Here is a 17,579-nt window from a genome sequence, read left to right on the forward strand (position 1 = left end):
CACCGCACCGCCCCCGGTCCGATCGGACCGGGGGCGGTGTCGTTGCGAGGGGCGGGCTCAGCAGCCGCCGGCGACGGCCGGGATCACCGAGATCTCGACGCCGTCGGGCGTGGGCGTGGCCAGGTCGTCGAGGAAGCGCACGTCGTCGTTGCCGACGTAGACGTTGACGAAGCGGCGCAGCTTGCCGTCCTCGTCCACGATCCGGCCCTTGACCCCGGCGAACCGGGCGTCCAGGTCGTCGAGCACCTCGGCGAGGTTGGCGCCCTCGGCGGTGACCTCGGAGTCACCCCCGGTGTAGGTGCGCAGGATGGTCGGGATGCGGACGCTGACGCTCACTGGCTGGAGACCTCTCTCTGATGCAGTTCTGTGCCGGATCGCGCTCAGGCGATGCCGGTGGCCTTGAAGGCCTGGTACGTCGGGGCGATGGTGGCTGCGGCGCCGACCTGACCGGAGACCGCGTCGAGCGTCTTCAGGCCGTGGCCGGTGTTGATGATCACCGTCTCGAGCTCCGGGTCCAGCTGGCCGGTCTCGACGAGCTTCTTGGTGACCGCGGTGGTGGTGCCGCCGGCGGTCTCGGTGAAGATGCCCTCGGTGCGGGCGAGCAGCACGATGCCGGCGCGGATCTCCTCGTCGGTGACCTCCTCGACCGCGCCACCGGTACGGCGGGTGATGTCGAGGACGTAGATGCCGTCGGCGGGGTTGCCGATGGCCAGGCTCTTGGCGATCGTGTCCGGCTTGACCGGGCGGATCGCGTCGGTGCCGGCCTTGTAGGCGGTGGCGACAGGGCCGCAACCGGTCGCCTGGGCGCCGAAGATCTTGTACGGCTTGTCCTCGACCAGGCCGAGCTTGATGAGCTCCTGGAAGGCCTTGTCGACCTTGGTCAGCTGGGAGCCGGAGGCGACCGGGATCACGACCTGGTCGGGCAGCCGCCAGCCGAGCTGCTCGGCGATCTCGTAGCCGAGCGTCTTCGAGCCCTCGGCGTAGTACGGGCGGACGTTGACGTTGACGAACGCCCAGCCCTCCTCCTCGCCGGCGATCTCGGAGGCGAGCTTGTTCACGTCGTCGTAGTTGCCGTCGACGGCGACCAGGTTCTCGGTGTAGATCGCGGAGTTGACCTGCTTGGGCTGCTCGAGGTTGCTGGGGATGAAGACGACGGTCTTGATCCCGGCGCGGGCGCCCGCGGCGGCGACGGCGTTGGCCAGGTTGCCGGTGGACGGGCAGGCGAAGACCTTGGCGTCGAGCTCGCGGGCGGCGCTGAGGGCGCAGGCGACGACGCGGTCCTTGAACGAGTTGGTCGGGTTGGTCGAGTCGTCCTTCACCCACAGGTTGGCGATGCCGAGCTCGCGGGCCAGGTTCTCGGCCTTCAGCAGGCGGGTGAAGCCGGGCTCGGTGTTGGGGCTCGTCTCGATGTCGGCGGGCACCGGCAGCAGCGCCTTGTAGCGCCAGATGTTGCGCGGGCCGGCCTCGATCTCCTCGCGGGTGACCGCGGGGAACTCGTAGGCGATCTCCAGCGGGCCGAAGCACTCCGGACAGGCGTAGAACGGACCGAGGGCAGTGCGGTGGCCGCACTCGCGGCAGGCGAGGGCGACGGCATTGCCGAAGGCACCCTCGCGGGGGCCGGAAGCGGTCGTGGTGGTGACGGCTTCGATCACAGGGGCGCTCATGGATCCTCCCTCTCATCTGTCCCGGCGCGTACCTCGCGTCAGGTCGGATTTGGCACCTTTTCCACGACCGCGTGCACCGGGGTGCAGGCGGGGGGTTCGTGGCGGTTGCCGGGACTTCACTGGGCCGTTCCCTCAGTCCCTCTGGATGAGCGGGATCAATCTACGGGCAGGTCCGGCGGGCAAGAAATCGAGATCCCACCATTCGATATGGTCGACCACATAGTGAGACCCGCGAGCCCGCGCGCCGCCTGGGACGCCGACCCGGTGAGGGGTAGGTCTCAGGAACCGCCGCGCGCGGCGCGCGCGTCGCGGGTGAAGGTCCGCAGCAGGTCGAGGACGCCCTCCGGGCCGCGGACCACGACGTCGGACTGCTCCAGCAGGGCGCTCTCCTCGCGCGAGGCCGAGCACACCCGGAGCGCGGCGAGCCCCTGCTTCTCCAGCGCGGCCACGGCCTCGAACGCCTCCAGGTCACCCAGGTCGTCGCCGGCGAACAGGAAGCCCTCGGCGTTCAGCTCCGCGGCGAGCCGCTCGACGACCAGGCCCTTGTGGGCGCCGGCGGAGCGGACCTCGATCACGTTGCGCCCCGGCTCGACGATGAGTCCGTGCCCACCCGCCAGCGACCGCAGGGGCGGCAGCAGCCGGTCGAAGGCGGCCACCGGGTCCGGCAGGCGGCGGGTGTGCACCGCCACCGCGAGGCCCTTGTCCTCGACGTAGGCGTCCGCGGCGTCCGCCTGGCGCAGCACCCGGGGCAGCTCGCGCTCGAACGTGGCCAGCCCGCGCGGCGGCCGCGGACCGACGATGCGGCGTCGGTGCGAGGTCCACCGCTCGTTGCCGTACTGCCCGAACAGGTAGAGCTCCTTGCCGGCCTCGCTGATCGCGTCGCCGACCTCCTCCAGACCGCCGAGGTCGAGCGCCTGGCGCGCCGGCCGGCCGGTGATCACCGCGATCGCCGCCACCTCGGAGGCGAGGTCGACCAGCACCTCGCGTGCCGCGGGGTGGATGTGCGCCTTCGTCGGGTCGTCCACGATCGGCGCGAGCGTGCCGTCGAAGTCCAGCCCGATCACCGCGCCTGCGGCAGCGCGCACGAGTCCGGCGTAACGACGTTCACCCTCGATGGACGAGAACAGCACGTCCCCATCCCACCACGGACGGGGAGGGCCGCGGTGTCCGGGAGGCGAAACTCACCCCGTCGGGGCGCTCACCGGTCCTGCCGACCGGCCGAGCGGTTCAGTCCAGCGGGCCGGTCAGGATGACCGTGAGGTTGGTGCTGCTCATGTCGCTGTCGGCATCGGCCGCGATCACCCGCTGGATCCCCAGGTCGAGGGCGAGCTTGCGGGCGGCGGCCTTCATCCCCTGCGGGTAGTAGACCGTGGTCGCGAGCACGGTGCCGTACCAGTTGTCGGCGGCGACGAAGCTCCAGCCGATGGCGCCGACCTTGGCGCCCACCTCGCCGGCCAGCCCGGTGATCCCGGAGTTGTTGAACACGACCACTCCGACATCGCCCCGCTTGACCTGGGGCTTCGGCTTCCTCGGCGGCTCGGCCTCGGGCTTCTCGGTGGCCTGCTCCGCCGCCTTGCCGCGGGCCGGGTCGCCGGTGGCGTCGTCCGAGGCCTCAGCGGCGCCCGAGGGCACGGAGCCGGTGTCGGCGACCGCGGTGATCTCGCGCTCGGTCGACGTCACGTCGCGGGTGGTGATGAACGCGACGGCGGCGGCGACGACGGCGAGGATCGTCAGCAGCACCACCGGCGAGGGCAGCACGGCGCCCCGCTGGTCGCGGCGGCGCAGCCGGTCGCTCAGCCGGTCGCTCAACCGGGCACAGCGTCGGGGATCGAACGGGGTGGGCCAAGTGGGGAAGGTCATGGCCGCACTCCTTCCTGGGAGGGGGTGGGCTCGTGGTTCAGATCTCGAAGCCGAGGCGCCGCGCCGAGCGCTGGCGCTGGCGCTGCGAGCGCAGCCGGCGCAGCCGGCGCACCAGCAGCGGGTCGGCCGCCAGCGCCTCGGGGCGGTCGATCAGCGCGTTGAGGACCTGGTAGTAGCGGGTCGAGCTCATGTCGAACTTCTCGCGGACCGCGGACTCCTTGGCGCCGGCGTACTTCCACCACTGGCGCTCGAACGCGAGGATCTCGCTGTCCCGCTCGCTCAGCCCGGCGGGCGCCGCGCCCTCGGCGTCGACCGTCTCGGGGCTGCTGCTCCGTTCGGCGTTCATCTGCGTCCTCCACCTCGCGCGGCGGGCCCGCCGCGCATCTACCCGGTTGTGGGTACCCACTGTAGACGTCGAATGACAACGATGTCATTCAGAACGGACACGCGTCGCGGCGGAGTACGTTCTGTCCATGAGCGACCGCGAGATCGGCTGGGGGATCCTGGCCACCGGCAAGATCGCCCGCACCTTCGCCCGGGACCTGGCCCTGGTGCCCGGGGCCCGGCTGGCCGCCGTCGGCTCGCGCAGCATGGGGTCCGCCCGTGCGTTCGCGGCCGAGCACGGCGACGCCGACACCCGTGCGCACGGGACCTACGAGGACCTGGTGACCGACCCGGCGGTGGAGGTGGTCTACGTCGCCACCCCCCACTCCTTCCACCTCGACAACGCGCGCGCGGCCTTCGAGGCGGGCAAGCACGTGCTGTGCGAGAAGCCGGTGGCGCTTGCGACGGCGGACGCCGCGGAGATGGTCCGGCTGGCCGGCGAGCACGACCGCTTCCTGATGGAGGCCATGTGGATGGCCTGCCACCCGGTCGTCCGCGAGCTGCGCGCCGAGCTCGCGAGCGGCCGGTTCGGGGCACCCCACCAGGTGCAGGCCGAGCTCGGCTTCCGCGTCGACGCCGGCCCGGAGAGCCGGATGCTCGACCCCGCGCTGGGCGCCAGCGCGCTGCTGGACATGGGGATCTACCCGCTCACCTTCGCCCACCTGATGCTCGGCCCGGCCGAGGAGCTGACCGCCACGGCGGCGCTCAGCGACCGCGGGATCGACCTCGACATCGCGATCGCCGGCCGCTACCCCGGCGGCGCGCTCGCGGCGCTCAACGCCTCGATGACCTCCTGGTCCTCGCGGCGCGCCGCGATCGCGACCGACCTGGGTCGGATCGACGTCGGCCCCGAGTTCCACCACCCCGCGTGGGCCGTGTTCACGCCGTACGAACCGGGCGCGGGGCCGCAGCCGGACCGGGCGGTGACCCTGACCGGCACCGAGCCGGTGATCGGCCAGGGCTACGGCAACGAGATCGCCGAGGTCAACCGGTGCCTGCGCGAGGGCCTGCGCGAGAGCCCCCTGGTCCCGCACGCCCAGACCCTCGCGATCCTCGGGCAGATGGACGACCTGCGCCGGCAGGTCGGCGTGACCTTCCCCGACGCCTGACGCGACCGGGGCTAGGGTGTCGGTGTGGCCCACGACCTGGTGATCGTCGCCAACCGCCTCCCCGTCGACCGAGTGACCGACAAGGACGGCGAGGTCTCCTGGCGCCCCTCCCCCGGTGGCCTGGTGACCGCCATCGAGCCGGTGATGCGCGCCGGCGACGGCGTCTGGATCGGCTGGCCCGGCGGCACCGAGCAGCACCTGGAGCCGTTCGAGGCCGACGGGCTGCACCTGGTCCCCCTGTCGATGACGCAGGAGGAGATCGAGGAGCACTACGAGGGCTTCTCCAACGCGACGCTGTGGCCGCTCTACCACGACGTGGTGGCCAAGCCGGAGTTCCACCGCGAGTGGTGGGACCGCTACGTGAAGGTGAACCGGCGGTTCGCCGAGAAGGCCGCCGAGCTGGCCGCCGAGAGCGCCACCGTCTGGGTGCACGACTACCAGCTGCAGCTGGTGCCGCAGATGCTCCGCGAGCTCCGCCCCGACCTGCGGATCGGCTTCTACCTGCACATCCCGTTCCCGCCGGCCGAGCTGTTCGCGCAGCTGCCCTGGCGGCGCCAGATCCTCGAGGGGCTGCTCGGCGCCGATCTGGTCGGCTTCCAGCTGCCCGGCGCCGCACAGAACTTCGTGCGGCTGGTCCGCCAGCGGGTCGGTCACCGGACGCACCGCGACCTCGTCTACCTCCCCGACGGCCGCGAGGTCCGCGCCGCGGCGTTCCCGATCTCGATCGACGCCGCCGGCTTCGAGGAGCTCGCCCGCTCGCCCGAGGTCGCCGAGCGGGCCAAGGCGATCCGCGAGGCGCTGGGCAACCCCCGCAAGATCTTCCTGGGCATCGACCGCCTCGACTACACCAAGGGGATCTACGCCCGGCTGAGGGCGTTCGGCGAGCTGATCCGCGACGAGCACCTCAGCGTCGAGGACGCGGTCTTCGTCCAGGTCGCGGTGCCCTCCCGGGAGCAGGTCGAGCAGTACCGGATCCTTCGCGACGACATCGACCGCCTCGTCGGCCGGCTCAACGGCGACCTGGGGCGGATCGGGCGCCCGGCGATCTCCTACCTGCACTCCTCCTACCCGCGCGAGGAGATGGCCGCGCTCTACCGCGCCGCCGACATCATGGTGGTCACGCCGTACCGGGACGGGATGAACCTGGTCGCCAAGGAGTACGTCGCCTGCCGGATCGAGGAGGACGGCGCGCTGGTGCTGAGCGAGTTCGCCGGCGCCGCCGACGAGCTGCGTCAGGCCTGGCTGGTCAACCCCTACGACATCAACGGGATGAAGGCCGCACTGCTGGAGTCCTACCGCGCGCAGCCCAAGGAGCTGGGCCGCCGGATGCGGGCGATGCGCAAGCAGATCTCCCAGCACGACGTGAAGGCCTGGGCCGACAGCTTCATGACCGAGCTGGCGCACGAGCGCCACGACTGAGCGGCCACGGAACCGGGACTTACGCACCGACCCGCACCCGGCGGCCGCATCCCGATGTGACCCAGGATACTTTTCGGGCATGGACCTGGTGCCGAAGCCCTCCCAGGTCGCAGCGGCAGTCGGCAACGTGGCGCACCGGGTGCTCCGCGGCGGCCTGGCCGACCTGCGACCGATGCCGCGCACGCTCATCGACGACGGCCCTCGGCGGGAGGTCTACCACTACCGACCGAGCGCCAGCGTGCCCGAGAACGGCGACCCGGTGCTGCTGGTCGCGCCCCTGGCCGCCCCTGCGCTCTGCTACGACCTGAGGCGCGGCTGCTCCCTGGTCGAGCACTTCCTCGAGCAGGGTCGGCCGACCTACCTGGTCGAGTACGGCGAGGTCTCCCTGCGCGACCGCGAGCTCGGGCTCGACCCGTGGGTCGACGACGTGCTGCCGGCCGCGATCCACGCCGCGTTCCAGCACTCCGGCGGCCGTGCCGTGCACCTGGTCGGCTGGAGCCTGGGCGGCCTCTTCGCCCTGCTCACGATGGCCGCGCGGGCCGGCGGCGCGCTGCCGGTCGCCTCGGTGGCGGTGCTCGGCTCGCCGGTCGACGTCAGCCGGGTGCCGATGGTCGCGCCGGTCCGGCCCCTGCTGACCGGCGACGACCTGCCCGCTCCGGTGACCCGGGGCTACCGCCTGCTCGGCGGCGCCCCGGACCCGCTGGTCGACTGGGCGGTCCGACTGCCCGCGGTCGACCGCCTGGTCACCCGCCCCCTGGCGCTCGCCGCGCACGCCGACGACCGGGAGTTCCTGGCCCAGGTCGAGGCCGTCCAGCGGCTCGGCGCAGCCATGACCGGGTACCCCGGTCGCGCCTACGGCCAGCTCTACCACCGCTTCGCCACCGGGAACCAGCTGGCCACGGGCAGCATGGAGGTCGGCGGTCGCACCCTCGCGCTGGCCGAGGTCGACGTACCCGTGCTCGTGGTGGCCGGGGCGAGCGACGCCATCGCCCCGATCGACGCGGTCCGCCCGGTGGTCGGGATGCTGAGCGGCGCGCCCGAGGCGCAGCTGGAGGTCGTTCCCGGCGGCCACCTCGGCCTGCTCACCGGTCGCGGCGCCCGCACGTCGACGTGGCCGGCCCTCGACGAGTGGATCTACCGCTGGTCCTCGCCCACCGGCCACCCCACCCTGGGCACCGACCCGCACCGGCGGCACTCGTCGGCCTCCTCCCGGACGTTCGGGCGGTGAGCGCGGCGACGACGCCGGGGGTGGCCGGCCCGGGCACGAACGAGCTCCCCCGCCGGGTCCGGATCGGGTACGGCGCGGGCTCGGTGGCCACGGGCGCGTTCGGCACGGTTCCCGGGCTGATGCTGCTGCCGTTCCTCACCAACGAGCTGGCCGTGCCGGCGCTGGCGGCGGGCGCGATCGTGCTGCTGCCCAAGGCCTGGGACGTGGTGCTCAACCCGATCGCCGGCCGGATCAGCGACCGCAGCACCGACCCGCGCGGCCCGCGGCGCCCCTGGCTGCTGCGCGCCGGCGTGGTGCTCGCGGCCTGCTTCGCGCTGCTCTTCGCCGGACCCGACCTCGGCTCGCCCGCGCTGGACGCGACCTGGGTGCTGCTGATGTTCGTGGCCTGCGCCAGCGCCTACGCCTTCTTCCAGGTGCCCTACGTGTCGATGCCGGCCGAGATCGCCGGCACCGCCGAGGAGCGGACCCGGCTGATGACCTGGCGGGTCGCGATCCTGGCGTTCACGATCATGCTCGCCGGGGCCAGCGCTCCCGCGCTGCGCGACGCGATCGGGGGCCGCGACGGCTACCGGGTGATGGGCGTGGCGATGGCGCTGCTGATCCTCACCGGCGTGCTGCTCTCCTACCGCGGCACCCGGAACGCCCCGATCGGCGCGGTCGCCGCGGGCTCCGGCACGCTGCGCGACCAGCTGCGGATCGTGGCCGGCGCACCCGACTTCCGGGCGCTGCTGACCACCTTCGTGCTCCAGGCCCTGGCCACCGGCTGCATGCTGGCCGGCGTCGACTACCTGGCCGGCGACGTGCTGGGCACGGCCGGCGCCGCGACGGTCCTCTTCGTCTGCTTCGTCGGCCCGGCGCTGCTGCTCACGCCCGCGTGGGCCGCGCTCGGGCACCGGGTCGGCAAGCGCCGCGGCTACCGGATCGCCTCGCTGGTGCTGGCGCTGGGCGCCGCCCTCGCCGCCGTCGCCGGCCTGGTCGACGGCGTACCGGCGGCCGGCGTCTACGCCGCGGTCGGGGTGGTCGGCCTCGGGTACGCCGGCATCCAGGTCTTCCCGCTGGCGATGCTGCCCGACGCGGCGGCCGTCGACGCCCGGCGCACCGGCTCCTCGCGGGTCGGCGTCTACACGGGCGTGTGGACCGCGGGCGAGACGCTCGGGTTCGCCCTGGGCCCCGGGCTGTTCGCGGTGGTGCTGGCGCTCGGCGGCTACCGCTCCTCCGCCGGCGGCGACGTGGTCCAGCCCGACAGCGCGCTGACCGCGATCACCCTCGGCTTCTCGCTGCTGCCGATGCTGCTCGTGCTGGCCAGCCTGTGGTGGCTGCGCCGCTACACCCTCGACGAGCGCACGGTCGACGCCCTCGCCGGCGGCGACCTCGCTCTCACCCCCACCCCCTCCGAAGAAGGAACCCGATGAACCCGACCGAGATCCGCGCCCGCCTCGACGAGTGGCAGGCCGGCGACCTGCCGGTCCACGGCGGCCGCACGCTGGCCTACGTCTACGACGCCGGCCTGGCCGAGGTGGACGCCCTGGCCCGCGAGGCGGTCGCCGCGTTCGCCGGCAGCAACGGCCTGGACCCGACCGCGTTCCCGAGCCTGCTGTCGATGGAGAACGAGCTGGTCGGCTTCGCCGCGGACCTGGTCGACGCCCCGGAGACCGCCGTCGGCACGCTCACCTCGGGCGGCACCGAGTCCTGCATGCTCGCCGTCCAGGCCGCCCGCGACGCCCTCCCAGAGCTCGCCCGCGCCGGGACCCGCGCCTCGATCGTGGTGCCGGACACCGTGCACGCGGCGTTCCACAAGGCGGCGCACTACTTCGACATGGAGGTGCGGGTGGTCCCCACCCGCGAGGACCACCGGGCGGACCCCGCCGCGACGGCAGCGGCCTGCGACGACACCACCGTGCTGGTCGTGGTCAGCGCTCCGTCGTACGCGCACGGCGTGATCGACCCGGTCACCGAGATCGCCGCCGCCGCGGCGGAGCGCGGCATCCGCTGCCACGTCGACGCCTGCATCGGAGGCTGGGTGCTGCCGTTCAAGGCGCGGCTGGGCCGCGACGTGGCGCCGTGGACCTTCGCGGTCGAGGGCGTCACCTCGATCTCGATGGACCTGCACAAGTACGGCTACGCGCCGAAGGGCGCGTCGGTGCTGCTGCACCGCTCCGCCGCGCTGCGCCGCCCGCAGTACTTCGCGCACGCCGACTGGCCGGGCTACACGATGCTCAACTCGACCCTGCAGTCGACCCGGTCGGGCGGCCCGGTGGCCGGCGCCTGGACGACCGTCCGCGCGATCGGCGTGACCGGCTACCTGGACCTCACGCGCCGGGCGCTGGAGGCCACGGACCGGATCATCGCCGGCGTCGCTGGGATCGACGGCCTGACCGTGGTCGGCGAGCCCGAGTCCACGCTGGTGGCGATGGTCGCCGACGACGACCTCGACGTGTTCACGGTGGCGGACGAGATGACCGAGCGCGGCTGGTTCACCCAGCCGCAGATGGCCTACCGCGGCCAGCCGCCGTCGCTCCACCTGTCGCTGTGCGCGGCGACCCTGGACTCGGTCGAGGAGTTCCTGGCCGCGCTGGCCGACGCTGTCGCCGCGGCCCGGGCGGCCGGACCGGTCGCGGTCGATGCCGGCGTCGTGGAGCTGCTCCAGACGCTCGACCCGGCGACGCTGACCGAGGAGGAGTTCGACGGGCTGCTCGCGGCCGGCGGCCTCGGCGGCGACGACGCGGCGGGCGGCCCGGCACTGCCGAAGCGGATGGCGCCGGTCAACGCGCTGCTCGACGCGGCACCGCCGACGCTGCGCGAGGCGGTGCTGGTCGCGTTCCTGGACCGGCTGGCCCGACCCGTCCGCGGCGCCGGCGCCTGAGCCGCACCCGGACGGCGGGGCCTCCTAGTCCGGTCGGACTAGGAAAGGCGGTCCGGGCGCCGGATGCGCGACACGGCCGCCGGCCGTAGATTGCTCATCACGAGGTGGCTCGCGGGCCCCGGCGTACGCCCTCCGGAGGGAGGAGGACGAGGCCGGTGCCGCGGGAAACGGCCCACCTCCACGAACCGAGACCGCCCACGGCGCCGGCCACCCCCTAGGGTCGACGCCGTGGGCGGACTCGCGCAGCTGACCGAACAGGGACTGATCGCACCCGACTGGGCCGAGGCGCTCGCACCGGTCGAGGATCGCGTGGTCGCGCTGGGCGACTTCCTGCGCGCGGAGGTGGCGGCGGGTCGGGGCTACCAGCCCGCCGGCGACCGGGTCTTCCGCGCCTTCGCCCGGCCGCTGTCCCAGGTGCGGGTCCTCGTCGTCGGCCAGGACCCCTACCCGAACCCTCGGCACCCGATCGGGCTCTGCTTCGCCGTCGAGGCCGACGTGCGGCCGCTGCCGCCCAGCCTGGTCAACATCTACAAGGAGCTGGCCTCCGACGTCGGCGTCACCCCGCCCGAGCACGGCGACCTGTCGGCCTGGACGGACCAGGGCGTGATGCTGCTCAACAGGGTGCTGACGGTGCGCCCCGGCGACTCCGGATCGCACCGCGGCCAGGGCTGGGAGCACGTCACCGCGTGCGCCATCGAGGCGCTGGTCCGCCGGGCCGAGGCGGGCGCGCCGATGGCGGCGATCCTGTGGGGCTCCGACGCACGCGGCCTGGCCAAGCACCTCGGCCCGATCCCGGCGGTGGAGTCGGCGCACCCGTCGCCGCTGTCGGCGTACCGCGGGTTCTTCGGGTCCCGGCCGTTCAGCCGGGTCAACGAGCTGCTGGTCGCCCAGGGCGCCGAGCCGGTGGACTGGTCGCTGCCGGCCTGAGCCCGGATCCACGCCGAGCCTTGCGGCGACGCCACCCCCGGAATAATGTTTAATCTTCAATCATTGGAGATGGCATGAATGCGACGCCGACCAGCGACCCGATGCCCGCCCTGTACATCGGGCACGGCGCTCCCCCACTGCTCGACGACCCGATCTGGTCGGGACAGCTGGCGGCCTGGGCGGCCGACCTTCCGCGACCGAAGGCGATCCTGATCGTCAGCGCACACTGGGAGTCCGCGCCGGTCTCGCTGTCGGCGAGCGGCGCCGACCTGGTCTACGACTTCGGCGGATTCGCGCCGAAGTACTACCGGATGACCTACCGCACCCCGGATGCCACCGCGCTGGCCGGCCGGATCGCGGCGATGATGCCGGACACCGAGCCGGTCCACCAGCACACCTCACGCGGCCTGGACCACGGCGCCTGGGTGCCGCTGCGGATCATGTATCCCGACGCGGACATCCCGGTACTGCAGATGTCACTGCCCACCCACGACCCCGAGCGCCTGCTCCGGCTCGGGGAGCGACTGCGCCCGCTGCGCGAGGAGGGCGTGCTCATCATCGGCTCCGGCTTCCTCACCCACGGCCTGCCGTTCCTCACGGAATGGCGGATCGACGCCGCGGCGCCGGGCTGGTCGACCGAGTTCGACGCCTGGGCCGGCGAGGCGCTGGCCCGCGGCGACGTGGACACGCTGGCCGCCTACCGGTCGAAGGCCCCGGGGATGCCCTACGCACACCCCACGGTCGAGCACTACAGCCCGCTCTTCGTCACCCTCGGCGCAGCCACCGACGCCGCGGCGCCCGGGATCCAGGTGATCGACGGGTTCTGGATGGGGCTGTCGAAGCGGTCGCTGCAGGTCGCCTGAGCAGCGGCCGCTCAGGTTCGGAGACGGGCGCGGAGCGCCTCGTTCTCCCGCCGCGCCCGCGCCAGCTCGCCCTCCAGCTCGAGCACCCGGGCCACGCCCGCCAGGTTGAGCCCCTCGCCCAGCAGCTCCCGGATCCGCCGGAGCACCACGACGTCCTCGGCGCTGTAGAGGCGGGTCCCGCCGGCGGTGCGGGCGGGAGTGACCAGCCCGCGGCGCTCGTAGACGCGCAGGTTCTGGATCTGCAGCGAGGCCATCTCCGCGGCGACGGAGATCGCGAAGACGGCGCGCGAGCCCTCCATGGATCGACCTCCTCCCGCTGCGACATGCCCGGGCGCCATCCTACTTGACACGCCTGGAATAGAAGATCTATATCAGTGGTTACAGATATTGACTCTGACGACCACCAAGGAGGACCGCCATGCTGCTGCGCACCACCGACCCGTTCCGCGACTTCGACCGCCTCACCGCCCAGCTCCTGAGCGGCGCTTCCGGCACCACCAACCGCCCGGCCGTCATGCCCCTGGACGCATGGCGCGAGGGCGAGCGGTTCGTGCTCGAGTTCGACCTGCCGGGCGTCAGCCCCGAGAGCATCGACATCGACGTCGAGCGCAACGTGCTGACCGTCCGCGCCGAGCGCGCCAACCGCAACGGCGACTGGCAGCACCTGGCCGCCGAGCGCACGCACGGCCAGTTCACCCGCCAGCTCGTGCTCGGCGACAACCTCGACCTCGAGGGGATCGAGGCCTCCTACGACAACGGCGTGCTGCGCCTCGTCGTGCCGATCGCGGAGCGGGCGAAGTCCCGCAAGATCGAGATCGCCGGCGTCACCCCCGCCGAGCAGCCGGTGCCGATCGAGTCCTGACCGGGCGAGCAACGCGCAAGGGGGCGGCCTCGGGGCCGCCCCCTTCGTCGCTTCCCTGACGCGTTCAGCGCACCCGGAGCCGCTTCATCAGCTTCAGGCTGGACAGCATCTGCTTGACGTACGCGTCGTACCCCTGCCCCGGCCGCGGCCCCATCACCTGCTTCTTCAGCACCGCGACGTTCTTGACGTCGGTGTACTTCAGCAGGCCCTGGTCGCCGTGGCGCGCGCCGACGCCGGAGTTCTTCACGCCACCCGAGGGCGTCCCCTTCGAGGCGTACGCCGTGGCGAGCGCGTCGTTGATGTTGACGTTGCCGGACTCGATCCGGGCGGCCACCGCCTCGGCACGGGCCAGGTCGGTGCCCCAGACCGAGGCGTTGAGGCCGTAGTCGGTGTCGTTGGCGAGCTTGATCGCCTCGTCGACGGTCCGATAGCGGTGCAGCGCGACCACCGGACCGAAGGTCTCGGTGCAGCCGGCGACCATGTCGGTGGTGACGCCCTCGAGCACCGTCGGCTCGAAGAACGCCGGGCCGATGTCGGGGCGGGCCCGCCCACCGGTGAGCACGGTCGCGCCCTTGGCCACCGCGTCCTCGACGTGGGAGGCGACCCGGTCGCGCTGGTCGGTGGAGACCAACGAGCCGATCTCCGGACCGAAGTCGTACGCCGCCCCGATCCGCAGGTTCGCGGCCCGCTCGACGAAGGCGTCCCGCAGCTCGTCGTACCGGCTCTCCGGCAGGTAGATCCGCTCGATGTGCATGCAGATCTGGCCGGTGTTGCCGAAGACGCCGAACGCGGTGCCCTCGACCCACTCCTCGACGTTCACGTCGTCGAGGACGATCATCGGGTTCTTGCCGCCGAGCTCGAGGCAGCAGCCGATCAGGTTGCGCCCCGCGCGCTCGCCGATCACCCGACCGGTCGCCGTGGAGCCGGTGAACATGATGTAGTCGGCGTTGTCGATCAGCGTCGGGCCGACGTCGGGGCCCTCGCCGCAGACCACCTGGAAGAGGCCCTCCGGCAGCCCCGCCTGCTCCAGCAGCGAGATGCCGAACAACGGCGAGAGCGCGGTCTTGTTGTCCGGCTTGACCACCACCGCGTTGCCGGCCATCAGCGCCGGGATGGCGTCGGAGAGGCCCGTGGCGAACGGGAAGTTCCAGGGCGCGATGATGCCGACGACGCCCTTGGGCACGTGCACCTCGGTGGAGGTGGAGACGAACGGCACCGGACCGCCGCGCTTCTTCGGAGCCAGCACCTTCGGGGCGCGCCGCAGGTAGTGGCTGATCACCATCGGCGGGTCGCAGGTCTCCTCGATGGCCATCCGCCGGTTCTTGCCGCTCTCGACCTGGATCAGGTCGGCGGTGACGTGGGCGTTGTCGACCAGCAGGGCGTGGGCTCGGTCGAAGACCTCCAGACGCCGCTCCAGCGGCCACTGGGCCCACAGCCGCTGCGCGGCCCGCGCCGTGGCGAAGGCCTCCTCGATGTCCTCGGGCGTGGACTGCGGGAGCTCGACCAGCACCTCCCCGGAGTAGACCTCGGTCAGCTTCCAGGTCGCGCCGCCCGAGCCCGGGACGCGGGCGACCAGGCGCTCGAGGAGCTCGTCGGTGACGCTCGCCGGCCGGGTCGGGGCTCCGGCGGTCGCGGCGGTGTCGGTCATGGTCAGGCCCGTCCCAGGATGAAGTCGACGGCGCGCTCGCCGATCATGTAGCAGGGCGCGTTGGTGTTGCCGCCGGTGATCGACGGCATGATCGAGGCGTCCGCCACCCGCAGCCCCTCGATGCCGCGGACCTTGAGGTCGGGGCCGACGACGGCCCGCTCGTCCACGCCCATCCGGCAGGTGCCGACGCCGTGGTAGACCGAGGTGGACCGCTCCTTGAGCGCGATCCGGAGGTCCTTGCCGTTGGGGATCCCGGGGCCCGGGTGGATCTCGGCCTTCACACCGCCGCCGAACGCGGCGCCGGCCATGATCTCGCGGATCATCTCCGTGCCCTGGGCGAGCACCTCGACGTCGTCGGGGTGGGTGAAGTAGCCGTAGTCGATCAGCGGCGCGACCGTCGGGTCGGAGGAGGCCAGCCGGATGGTGCCGCGACTCTTGGGGTAGATCAGCGTCGAGAAGACCGTCAGGCCCGGCCGCGGGTCGGGCATGTGCCGGATCGGCTCGTCCTGGTTCGGGCTGGGATAGGTCCACGGCAGCGCGTGGAACTGGATGTCCGGGATGCCCTGGGCCAGCGAGCTGCGCACGAAGCCGACCGACTCGAAGACGGAGTCGTCGAGGAACGAGCCGCCGATGGTCCAGTCCCGCAGGACGCCCTTGGCGAAGGTCCACGGGTTGCCGCGGTACTCGACGCTCGGCACGTGGTACGACATCGGGTGGAACAGGTGGTCGTGCAGGTTCTCGCCGACAGGGAGGTCGGCCAGCACGTCGATGCCGAGGCTGGCCAGGTGGTCGGCGGGACCGACGCCGGAGACCATCAGCAGCTGCGGGGAGTTGATGAACCCGGCGCTGAGGATCACCTCCTTGCCGGCGCGGATGAGCCGGCGCGTGCCGCCCTTCTTGCCCTGGTCGAGCACCTCCACGCCGGTGGCGCGGCCGTTCTCGATGACGATCCGGGTCGCCAGCACCTCCGTCTGCAGCTGGAGGGTGGGCGGGTTCAGGTGGTGCACGTAGCCACGGGACGAGGAGTAGCGCAGGCCGCCGACGGCGTTCTGCTGCATCCGCGCGATGCCCTCCTGCTCGGCGGCGTTGTAGTCGTCGAGGATCTTCACGCCGAGGGTGTCGGCGGTCGACTGGATGAACTGGAGGGTGGCCTCCTGCGGCCTCTTCTTGCGGCCGATCTTGATCGGACCACCGGCGCCGCGGTACTCGTTCTCGCCGTCCTCGAAGTCCTCGAAGCGCTTGAAGGCCGGGTTCACGTCGTCGGCGGACCACCCGACGTTGCCCTCGGCGGCCCAGGAGTCGTAGTTGGCGCGGTTGCCGCGGACGTAGACCATGCCGTTGACCGACGAGGAGCCGCCGACGACCTTGCCGCGCGGGGCGGGCATCCGGCGGCCGTCGAGACCGGGCTGCGCGACCGAGCGGTAGCCCCAGTCGAACTTCGCCTCCAGGCTCGGCTCGGAGTGCATCGGGCCGATCATGCCCGGCTTCTTGGTGAAGTAGCCGTGCATGCCCTTGTCGTCGGACTTGCCGGCCTCGAGCAGGATCACCGTCGCGCCGGACTCGGCCAGGCGGCCCGCGATGATCGATCCGGAGCTGCCCGAGCCGACCACGACGTAGTCGGCCTCGTTGCTGTACGGCGCGCGCTTGGCCATGTGCTGTCCCATCCTCGTCGACCGGGTCCCCGAGAGCTCACTATGAGCCTCGTCACTGTAACGCGTTCTACTTTAGACGTACATGTGTCAGTTCCGCACGAAAGGCTTTCGCATCGTGGTCGCCCGCGCGGGCGCCGGGTGCGGTCGCGGCGCGCGGCACGGCAGGCCGGGGTGGGATGATGCGCGCATGCAGATCCTGTCGGTGCAGTCCTCGGTCGCCTTCGGCCATGTCGGCAACTCCGCGGCGGTCTTCCCGCTGCAGCGCCTCGGCCACGAGGTCTGGCCGGTCTTCACCGTCCACTTCTCCAACCACACCGGGTACGGCGCCTGGCGGGGCCCGCTGCTCGACCCCGCCGACGTGCGCGAGGTCGTGATCGGCATCGAGGAGCGCGGCGCGTTCCCGACCGTCGACGCGGTGCTGTCGGGCTACCAGGGCTCCCCCGAGATCGCCGACGTGATCCTGGACGCCGTGGCCCGGGTCAAGGCCGCCAACCCGGCGGCGACCTACACCTGCGACCCGGTGATGGGCAACGCCAAGTCCGGCTGCTTCGTGAACCCGGCGATCCCGCCGATCATCTGCGAGAAGGTCGTCCCCGCCGCCGACATCGTGACCCCGAACCAGTTCGAGCTCGGCTTCATCACCGGCCACGACTCGTTGGGCGAGCCGTCGGCGCTGGAGTCGATCCTGGCCGCCGCCGACGAGGTCCGGGCACTCGGCCCCTCGACCGTCCTGATCACCTCCGTCGACCGCGCCGAGGTCCCCGACGAGGAGATCGAGATGATCGCCGTCACCGGCGACGGCGCCTGGTCGGTGCGGACCCCGCGGCTGCCGATGAAGGTCAACGGCTCCGGGGACGTGACCGCCGCGCTCTTCACCGCGCACCTGCACACCACCGGCTCGCCGGCCGAGGCGCTGGGCAAGACCGCGGCGTCGATCTTCGGCGTACTGGAGGAGACGCTGGCCTCGGGCCACCGCGAGCTGCAGATCATCGCGGCCCAGGAGGTCATCGCGAACCCGCCGGCGCGGTTCGAGGTCACCCAGGTCCGCTGAGACGCGCACGAGTCGGCAGAAGCTGTCTGCCGGCTCGCGGCGTCCTGGG

At 72.4% G+C, this 17,579-nt stretch carries 17 protein-coding genes and 1 riboswitch; of the genes, 9 read left to right on the forward strand and 8 right to left on the reverse strand.

What is annotated here, in order from left to right:
• Nucleotides 1–57 precede the first annotated feature (57 nt).
• The 5 genes from E8D34_RS12205 to E8D34_RS12225 all read right to left on the reverse strand — a co-directional run bounded on the left by E8D34_RS12205 (nucleotide 58) and on the right by E8D34_RS12225 (nucleotide 3,870).
• Entirely contained in the window at nucleotides 58–336 is a 279-nt protein-coding gene (locus tag E8D34_RS12205) for a MoaD/ThiS family protein (RefSeq protein ID WP_136594918.1), read from the reverse strand.
• 44 nt (nucleotides 337–380) lie between these two features.
• Nucleotides 381–1,664 (reverse strand): threonine synthase, encoded by a 1,284-nt coding sequence (gene thrC / locus E8D34_RS12210; RefSeq protein ID WP_136594919.1) that lies wholly within the window; start codon nucleotides 1,662–1,664, stop codon nucleotides 381–383.
• Between the two features lie 9 nt (nucleotides 1,665–1,673).
• A riboswitch (SAM riboswitch) is annotated at nucleotides 1,674–1,816 on the reverse strand.
• 126 nt (nucleotides 1,817–1,942) lie between these two features.
• Entirely contained in the window at nucleotides 1,943–2,794 is an 852-nt protein-coding gene (gene otsB, locus E8D34_RS12215) for a trehalose-phosphatase (protein WP_136594920.1), read from the reverse strand.
• A gap of 97 nt (nucleotides 2,795–2,891) precedes the next feature.
• Nucleotides 2,892–3,524 carry a LytR C-terminal domain-containing protein gene (locus E8D34_RS12220; protein ID WP_240771313.1) on the reverse strand — a complete coding sequence of 211 codons (633 nt, stop codon included), beginning with the start codon at nucleotides 3,522–3,524 and terminating at the stop codon, nucleotides 2,892–2,894.
• 37 nt (nucleotides 3,525–3,561) lie between these two features.
• Entirely contained in the window at nucleotides 3,562–3,870 is a 309-nt protein-coding gene (locus E8D34_RS12225) for a DUF3263 domain-containing protein (RefSeq protein WP_136594921.1), read from the reverse strand.
• A 127-nt stretch (nucleotides 3,871–3,997) separates the two neighbouring features.
• On the opposite strand from E8D34_RS12225, the gene E8D34_RS12230 reads away from it, so the two are divergent.
• The 7 genes from E8D34_RS12230 (at nucleotide 3,998) to E8D34_RS12260 (ending at nucleotide 12,317) form a co-directional block, all read left to right on the forward strand.
• Entirely contained in the window at nucleotides 3,998–5,017 is a 1,020-nt protein-coding gene (locus E8D34_RS12230; protein ID WP_136594922.1) for a Gfo/Idh/MocA family oxidoreductase, read from the forward strand.
• A gap of 24 nt (nucleotides 5,018–5,041) precedes the next feature.
• Nucleotides 5,042–6,436: a trehalose-6-phosphate synthase gene (locus E8D34_RS12235; protein ID WP_136594923.1), complete on the forward strand. Its 1,395-nt coding sequence runs from the start codon at nucleotides 5,042–5,044 to the stop codon at nucleotides 6,434–6,436.
• 79 nt (nucleotides 6,437–6,515) lie between these two features.
• Nucleotides 6,516–7,664 carry an alpha/beta hydrolase gene (locus E8D34_RS12240; protein WP_136594924.1) on the forward strand — a complete coding sequence of 383 codons (1,149 nt, stop codon included), beginning with the start codon at nucleotides 6,516–6,518 and terminating at the stop codon, nucleotides 7,662–7,664.
• Entirely contained in the window at nucleotides 7,661–9,076 is a 1,416-nt protein-coding gene (locus tag E8D34_RS12245; RefSeq protein ID WP_136594925.1) for an MFS transporter, read from the forward strand. The genes E8D34_RS12240 and E8D34_RS12245 overlap by 4 nt, the downstream gene beginning before the upstream one ends.
• Nucleotides 9,073–10,527: an aminotransferase class V-fold PLP-dependent enzyme gene (locus tag E8D34_RS12250; protein ID WP_136594926.1), complete on the forward strand. Its 1,455-nt coding sequence runs from the start codon at nucleotides 9,073–9,075 to the stop codon at nucleotides 10,525–10,527. The genes E8D34_RS12245 and E8D34_RS12250 overlap by 4 nt, the downstream gene beginning before the upstream one ends.
• A gap of 228 nt (nucleotides 10,528–10,755) precedes the next feature.
• Nucleotides 10,756–11,454 carry a uracil-DNA glycosylase gene (locus E8D34_RS12255; protein WP_240771315.1) on the forward strand — a complete coding sequence of 233 codons (699 nt, stop codon included), beginning with the start codon at nucleotides 10,756–10,758 and terminating at the stop codon, nucleotides 11,452–11,454.
• Between the two features lie 74 nt (nucleotides 11,455–11,528).
• Entirely contained in the window at nucleotides 11,529–12,317 is a 789-nt protein-coding gene (locus E8D34_RS12260; protein WP_136594928.1) for a class III extradiol ring-cleavage dioxygenase, read from the forward strand.
• An 11-nt stretch (nucleotides 12,318–12,328) separates the two neighbouring features.
• On the opposite strand, the gene E8D34_RS12265 is transcribed toward E8D34_RS12260, so the two are convergent.
• A complete protein-coding gene (locus E8D34_RS12265; protein WP_136594929.1) occupies nucleotides 12,329–12,616 on the reverse strand; it encodes a MerR family transcriptional regulator in 288 nt (95 codons plus the stop codon).
• Between the two features lie 119 nt (nucleotides 12,617–12,735).
• Here E8D34_RS12265 and E8D34_RS12270 point away from each other — a divergent pair, with 119 nt between their 5' ends.
• Nucleotides 12,736–13,179, forward strand: coding sequence for an Hsp20/alpha crystallin family protein (locus E8D34_RS12270; protein WP_136594930.1), 444 nt, complete (start codon nucleotides 12,736–12,738; stop codon nucleotides 13,177–13,179).
• A 64-nt stretch (nucleotides 13,180–13,243) separates the two neighbouring features.
• Here the strand turns inward: E8D34_RS12270 and E8D34_RS12275 are convergent, their stop codons facing one another.
• Together E8D34_RS12275 and E8D34_RS12280 are read right to left on the reverse strand one after the other, a co-directional pair.
• Nucleotides 13,244–14,827 (reverse strand): succinic semialdehyde dehydrogenase, encoded by a 1,584-nt coding sequence (locus tag E8D34_RS12275; RefSeq protein WP_136594931.1) that lies wholly within the window; start codon nucleotides 14,825–14,827, stop codon nucleotides 13,244–13,246.
• A gap of 2 nt (nucleotides 14,828–14,829) precedes the next feature.
• Nucleotides 14,830–16,479 carry a GMC family oxidoreductase N-terminal domain-containing protein gene (locus E8D34_RS12280; protein ID WP_136594932.1) on the reverse strand — a complete coding sequence of 550 codons (1,650 nt, stop codon included), beginning with the start codon at nucleotides 16,477–16,479 and terminating at the stop codon, nucleotides 14,830–14,832.
• Between the two features lie 187 nt (nucleotides 16,480–16,666).
• Between E8D34_RS12280 and pdxY the strand changes: the two genes are divergently transcribed.
• Nucleotides 16,667–17,530 (forward strand): pyridoxal kinase PdxY, encoded by an 864-nt coding sequence (gene pdxY / locus E8D34_RS12285; RefSeq protein ID WP_136594933.1) that lies wholly within the window; start codon nucleotides 16,667–16,669, stop codon nucleotides 17,528–17,530.
• Nucleotides 17,531–17,579: the final 49 nt, after the last annotated feature.

The organism is Nocardioides sp. GY 10113 (assembly GCF_004919105.1).
In the GTDB taxonomy this organism is placed as follows: domain Bacteria; phylum Actinomycetota; class Actinomycetes; order Propionibacteriales; family Nocardioidaceae; genus Nocardioides.